At 67.1% G+C, this 5235-nt stretch carries 7 protein-coding genes; 6 read left to right on the top strand and 1 reads right to left on the bottom strand.

The window, feature by feature from the left end:
• The 5 genes from AC1DYI_RS25630 to AC1DYI_RS25650 all read left to right on the top strand — a co-directional run.
• Positions 1–395: LysR substrate-binding domain-containing protein (locus AC1DYI_RS25630; protein ID WP_477206958.1), on the top strand; the 395-nt coding region annotated here is incomplete at its 5' end.
• A gap of 67 nt (positions 396–462) precedes the next feature.
• Positions 463–894, top strand: a complete 432-nt coding sequence (locus AC1DYI_RS25635) for an ArsR/SmtB family transcription factor (protein WP_477206964.1) — start codon at positions 463–465, stop codon at positions 892–894.
• The gene (locus AC1DYI_RS25640) at positions 891–1964 is read left to right on the top strand and encodes an SRPBCC domain-containing protein (protein ID WP_477206959.1); all 1074 of its coding nucleotides are present in this window, start codon (positions 891–893) and stop codon (positions 1962–1964) included. The genes AC1DYI_RS25635 and AC1DYI_RS25640 overlap by 4 nt, the downstream gene beginning before the upstream one ends.
• Positions 1965–2029: 65 nt before the next feature.
• On the top strand, positions 2030–2806 hold the full coding sequence (locus AC1DYI_RS25645) for a VOC family protein (protein ID WP_477206960.1): 777 nt from the start codon (positions 2030–2032) through the stop codon (positions 2804–2806).
• Positions 2807–2817: 11 nt separating this feature from the next.
• The gene (locus AC1DYI_RS25650; RefSeq protein WP_477206961.1) at positions 2818–3027 is read left to right on the top strand and encodes a dodecin; all 210 of its coding nucleotides are present in this window, start codon (positions 2818–2820) and stop codon (positions 3025–3027) included.
• Between the two features lie 264 nt (positions 3028–3291).
• On the opposite strand, the gene AC1DYI_RS25655 is transcribed toward AC1DYI_RS25650, so the two are convergent.
• Positions 3292–4161, bottom strand: coding sequence for a LysR substrate-binding domain-containing protein (locus tag AC1DYI_RS25655; protein WP_477206962.1), 870 nt, complete (start codon positions 4159–4161; stop codon positions 3292–3294).
• Between the two features lie 179 nt (positions 4162–4340).
• Between AC1DYI_RS25655 and AC1DYI_RS25660 the strand changes: the two genes are divergently transcribed.
• A partial coding sequence (locus AC1DYI_RS25660) for a DUF885 family protein (RefSeq protein WP_477206963.1) occupies positions 4341–5235 on the top strand: 895 nt, incomplete at its 3' end.

Genomic DNA, 5235 nt, shown 5'->3' on the forward strand with positions numbered 1-5235 from the left:
ATGCGAGCGCCACCTACGTCGCCGAGCATGGCAGCCCGTCCGACCCCGCAGACCTGGCCCACCACCCGCTGGTGGGCTTCGACGACAGCATGGCCGAGCACCGCGCGGCGCGCTGGCTGGCCCAGGTCGCCCCGCGGGCCCGGATGGCCGCCCGCAACAGCAGCGTGCTCGGCGTGCTGCAGTCGGCCAAGGCGGGGCTGGGCGTGGCGCCCTTGCCCACCGCGATCGGCGACGCCGAGCCCGAGTTGGTCCGCGTGCTGGGCCCGGTCCCCGAGCTGACCCGCATCTGGCGTGTGCTGGCGCATCCAAGCGTCCGGCACAGCCAGCGGGTCTCGGCGTTCTTCGACTTCATCGTCGACGAGATCGACACGCTGCGGCCGATCTTCGGCGGCTGAGCCGGTTCACCGCACCACTTGCCGCACCCGCTTGACTTTCATTTAACCAAGTCGTTAAATGAAAATCATGCCCCTGGCCCATGACCCCTTGAGTTCCGCCTTCGCCGCACTGGCCGATCCGACGCGCCGCGCCATCCTGGCCCGGCTCGCGCAGGGCCACACGCACGTGGGCGACCTGGCCGAGCCGTTCTCGATCTCGGCTCCGGCTGTGTCGCGCCACCTGCGCGTGCTCGAAGAAGCCGGTCTGATCGAGCGCCAGGTCGATGCGCGCTGGCGCATCTGCCACCTCAAGCCCGAGGGCCTGCAGGCCGCACACGACTGGCTGGCGCAGTACCGCAACTACTGGGAGGCCAGTCTCGACCGGCTGGCCGAGCTGCTCGAAGCACCGCCGGCCGCCACCGACGCCTCGCCGCCGGCCGCCCGACCGCGACGCCCAACAACCCGATCCAAGACCCGCGCGCCACGCGCCACGCCACCGCTGAAAAGGAAACCGCGATGAACCCGAACGAAACCTTCGAGTTGACGATGACCCGCTTCTTCCGCGCGCCGCGCGAGAAGGTCTACGCCGCCTTCGTCCAACCCGAGCTGATGGGCGCATGGCAATGCCCGCGAGGGATGGCGGTCGAGGTGAGTGCCGATGTGCGCGTGGGCGGTGCCTACCGGCTGCAGATGCGTGCACGCGATGGCCGCCAGTACGCGGTCGGTGGCCAGTTCGTTGAGCTGAGTCCGCCGGACCGCTTGTCCTATACCTGGGCCTGGGAAGGTGACGGGCCGGTACCTGCCGGCCTGCAGACGGTGATCGAGGTCGACCTGGTCAGCCGCGACGGTGGCACTGAAATGCGCATGCACCACACCGGCTTCCGCAATGCGCTGGAAAGCAGCAACCACCGCCACGGCTGGGACTCGTGCTTCAACAAGCTCAACGACCTGGTCGACCCGCAGGGCACCGCCGGCACCTTGACGCTGCTCGGCAGCCCGCGCAGCAGCTATGTGCGTACCGCGCGCWTGGGCTTTGCGGAAAAGGGCGTGGCGATCACACTCAAGCCCGTCGCCCCGCATTCGCCCGAGCTGTTGGCCGTGCACCCCTTCGGCCGCATGCCGGCCTTGCTGGACGGCGAAAACGCGATCTGGGAAACGACCGCGATCCTGCGTTTTGTCGACGAGTCCTTCGGCGACGGCCCGTTGCTCACGCCCGGCCGCATCAGCGACCGGGTGCAGTGTGACCAGTGGGTCAGCGCCGTCAACTGCTACCTGTACGACACGATGGTCCGCCGTTACGTGCTGCAGTACATCTTTCCGAAAGGCGAGGCCGGCCAGCCCGACCGCGCGGTGATCGACCGTGCCGTCAGCGAGATGCCGGCGCAGTTGGCCGCACTGGAGAAGGTGTACGAGCGCGGCGACTTCATCGCCGGCGAAGGCATCTCGTTTGCCGACCTGTTCGTGGCACCGATCCTGTATTACGTGGAGCAGATGCCCGAGGGCAAGCGTCTGCTGACCGACATGCCGAACATCCGCCGGGCGCAAGGTGTGATCCGCCAGCGCCCGAGCTTCATTGCCACCGCGCCCTGATCGCCACCCCGCGACGACCCCCTCCCACCCCGCGCCACCCGCGCAGAAAAGGAAAGGACATCACGATGCAAGCCAACACCAAGACCCCGTACCTGCCCGGCAAGTTCATCTGGTTTGAACATGTCTCGAACGACCTGGCCAAGGCTCGCGCGTTCTACGAGCCGCTGTTCGGCTGGCACACCGAGGCGATGCCGATGGGCGGTCAGACTTACCACATGCTGCTCAACGGCAACCAAGGCATCGGCGGTCTGCGCACGGCCGACGCCGGCACGCCCAACCACTGGATCAGCTACATGTCGGTCAAGAACGTGGACGAGGGCGTGAAGGCCGCCACCGCGGCTGGCGCCAAGCTGCTGATGCCACCGACCGACTTCCCGACAGTGGGCCGCGGCGCAGGCCTGGCCGACCCGACCGGTGCCGCCTTCTGCCTGTGGACCAGCGACAAGGGCGACGAGCCCGATGGCGACGTGCCAGTCGGCAGCTTCGTCTGGAACGAGCTCTCGACCAGCGACGCGAAGAAGGCGCTCGCCTTCTACGAGAAGGCCTTCGGCTACACCCACAGCACGATGGACATGGGCGAGCAAGGCACCTACTACATCCTCAACACTGGCGGCGACAAGGGCCGCGCCGGCCTGTTCCAGCCCAAGGAGCCGATGCCGACGATGTGGCTACCGTATGTGCACGTGGAAGACTGCGACGCCACATTCGCCAAGGCGCAGAAGCTCGGCTCGGGCTTCGTGGCGATGCCGCCGACCGACATCCCCACCGTCGGCCGCATCGCGATCTTCGGCGACTCGCTGGGTGCGGCGGTCGCGATCCTCAAGCCCGATCCGAAGATGTAAAGGAGCCGATGATGGCCAACCATGTCTACAAACTCGTCGAGATCGTTGGCACATCCACCACCGGCACCGACGATGCGATCCGCAACGCGATCGAAACCGCCGCCAAGACCATCCGCCGGATCGACTGGTTCGAAGTGCTTGAGACGCGTGGCCACGTCGCGGATGGCAAGGTCGACCACTACCAGGTCACGCTGAAGGTCGGCTTCCGCGTCGAGGACTGAGGCCGGCGCGGTCGCGCCATGGGTGCCGGGCAACGCCTGGCCTGCGCGCTCGCGCTGATGCGGGACGTGGGCGCGCCTTGGTTACGCGCGCCTGCCCAGGCGCCACCGGTGGCGGCCGCGGGCGCGCCGGTCGTGCTGCGCTGCGCATCGACGGGCCCATCGGCCCCGCGACGGCAGACTATGTGCGCCGCGGGCTGGACGATGCCATTCGCGCAGGCCCAGCTCGTGGTGCTGCAGATGAACCCATCCGCTCATGGCTGATTTCTATGAGACGCCATGTGCAAGCTGCGCCTGTGCAGCTTCCTGCAGCACCCAGGCCTTGAACGCCTGCACCTTCTTCAACCGCCGCCGACTGCTCGCATAAACCAGCCAATGGTCTTTGCCGTCGCGCGCCACGGTGTCGAAAGGCTGCACCAGGCGCTTGGCGGCCAACTCGGCGGCAAAGACTAACGGCGAGGCGATGGCGACGCCGTGGCCAGCCAGGGCTGATGCCACGTCCATCTGCTGAATGCCGAATTCGACGCCAGCTGAAGCGAGTGGCTCGTCGGTTGTCACGCCCACCTGTTGCAACCACAGCGTCCACCATGCCGAGCGGCCGATGCGCGGCAGTCGCGCCAGCTGCGCTGGTGAGCGCAAACGATGCTGGCGCGCAAAGGCCGGGCTGCAAAGAGGCGTGAACACGTTCGGAAAGAGGAAGTCAGCCTCCAACCCCGGCCAGTCGCCGTTGCCGCTTCGAATGGCCACATCGGCCTGCAGTAGCAGGTCCACGGCTTCGATCGAAGTGTCCATGCGCACCGCGAGCTCAGGGTGCTGCAGCTGGAACGCGCCCAGACGTGGCGCCAGCCAGCTCGCAGCAATGGTCGGCAGCGTGGAGATAACCAGCAGATGCTCTGACTGCCCCTGCGCCCGCGCGAAGCCTTCGCGCAGCTGGTCGAACGCGGCGGTGGTGGAGCTGGCCAGCCCTTGGCCCAAAGGCGTGAGCGCGACGCCGCGCGGCAGCCGCACGAACAGCGGGGCGCCGAGGCGATCCTCCAGCTGCTTGACCTGGTAGCTGACCGCAGCCTGCGTCATGTGCAGCTCGACCGCTGCCAGGGTGAAGCTGCCCAGCCGTGCGGCCGCCTCGAAAACGCGCACGCTGCTGAGGGGAGGAAGGGCGGGACGCGCCAGCTCTGACATAAGGCGTGTTGATGTGTGGAACTGAGAATTCTCGTTGCTGCCTCATGACTTCGTCCAGAGAATCTGCATCGACGCCATCAGCTCACCTTGTTTGTCGTCGTTGACACGACCTCCTCCTCGAATTGAAAAGACCCACCATGCTCCGTCCACTCTCTGATGCTTCGGCTCAACTCTCACAACAGCTCGACACGATGCTGGGCGAGCGGCTGAACGCCTTTCCGCAGCAGGCCACCCAACTGGGCCTGGACGTTGGCGACCACGCCGCCTTGCGCGGCAGGCTCGACATCACCTCGGCCGATTCCCTTGATGCCTACCTGCAGGGCCTGCGTACCGCCGCCGACGCGCTGGGAGATGTGGACGCGCAGGCCTTGCCCGACATGGCGCGCATGGATCGCGACGCTGTGCTCTTCCATGCCCGGGCGACGCTCGAAGCGGCGGCTGCCCTGCCCCATGGCCAGCCTCAGGAGACGCAGCCTTACGTGGTGACCCAGTTGTCGGGCATCTACTACGCACTGCCGGATTTCCTCTGCACACAGCACCCAGTGGCATCCGCCTCCGATGCCCAAGCCTTTGTCGATCGGCTGGCCGGTTTTGGCGCGGCGTTGGATGACGAGACCGCGCGCATCGCGGCTGACGCCGCCGCGGGCATCACACCACCCAGCTTTGTGCTCGACACCACGCTGCGCAACATGCGCGCGCTGTTGACCACGCCGACGCTGCAGGACGGCGTGCTGAAGTCGCTGGTGCAACGAACGAGCGAGCACGGCATCGCGGGCGACTGGGAGCGCCAAGCACGGCAGATTCTCGAGCAACAGGCGCTGCCTGCGGTGGCGCGCCAGGTCGACATGCTGGAGCGCGCGCGCCGGCTCAGCAGCCAAGACGCTGGCGTGTGGAAGCTGCCGCACGGCGAGGCTTACTACGAAAAGGCGATCGTGGCGCAGACCACCAGCCGCATGGGCTCGAAGGCCATTCACGAGGTCGGCATCGAGCAGGTGGCCGACATCACCAGCCAGCTCGAGGCGACCTTGCAAG

Source organism: Ideonella sp. P3_A4 (assembly GCF_056403075.1).